General features: G+C 51.7%; 1 pseudogene. It reads right to left on the bottom strand.

Going from position 1 to position 1,176, the window contains the following annotated elements:
- Window positions 1-458, bottom strand: a pseudogene (locus RNA01_RS23350) (ATP-binding protein); the annotation flags it as partial.
- Window positions 459-1,176 lie beyond the last annotated feature (718 nt).

A 1,176-nucleotide genomic window follows, 5' to 3' on the forward strand; every position in this document is an offset into this window, starting at 1 on the left:
CTGGGTCCAGACCCCGCCTTCTCAACGAGGTATTCCCGCCGAAGATCGCCCTCTGTAATTTCGATCTCTCGGAGAGAAATAGGGCTTTCGGAAACAACTGAGACAAGGCCCTCGAAGTCATTGAATTCGATCGTATTATTCACCGACACAGTTATGGATCGGTGGTTTTCTATCCGCTTGAGCGCAATTCCATTATCGATGAGGAAACTTCCGTCTGGCTCTACGCGCCGTACAACAGCAATTGAGTTCTGCACCTTGAAGAAATTCGGTGACGCGGCTCGCCAACTCGTGTCTCCCAGCAGAATAACCTGGCCCACCTCTGGCAACGGACCATTGGTGACGTTGAATCTGTGCACATTTCCGATCTGACTTAGGGCATCTACGCCCCTATCATCACCATTGACTGCCAAAACCCTCAATGGAATTCCGGTAAATCTCTCATCGGAGACCTCGGTCAACCTTCTATACTCCTCGAGAACAGCCAATTTTAGACTAGCGACACGCTAAGAGTGTTTCGTCGCCAGAGATACATCAACATAACCGGTATCCACTGTTTTGATGCCACTTCCCCACGTCCTATCTCCAACCGCAGACCAAAGTCGCTGGCCATCAAATTGACTATCCAATTTCAGAGACGCCCCCGTCAGCATGCGGCCCATTTGCCATTCCTGCAGGTTAATTTGCGGACCAAAGGCCACGTACATTCACAATTTGGGAACTCTTGCATTTTAACAAGACCATGCTTTTGGGAGAATACGCATGGCTGAATTGGCAATACGCGAAGAGACTCTTTCGTTACATGCGGCAAGCGAACTTAGGCACAATGCCGAACTTCGAGCGGCAAATTGGCTTTGCATGGGATGCGGCGTCCGCATGACTGCTGCGGCAGTCAGTCCTGATCAAGATTGGAAAGTGTCCGCGTACTTTGGTGCAGACCCGTCGCACGAGAAGGGTTGCCCAGGCGATAGGTTCATCACATCCGAAGCGAGATCAAAAGGGCACTCATCAGGGCTGACACCTCCCAATCGACTTGTTCTCGGTAGCGCTGGGGATGGAACTACGCCCAACACAAGTGTCGAAAGCGAAGCCCGCGGTGGCAACAGGACGATGTCGGGCGCAATTGCTGTCGAATCCATGCGAAGAAGGGAGACATCAGCGTCCAGTCTTCACCTCATT

Source organism: Paenirhizobium naphthalenivorans (assembly GCF_007992095.1).
GTDB lineage: Bacteria > Pseudomonadota > Alphaproteobacteria > Rhizobiales > Rhizobiaceae > Allorhizobium > Allorhizobium naphthalenivorans.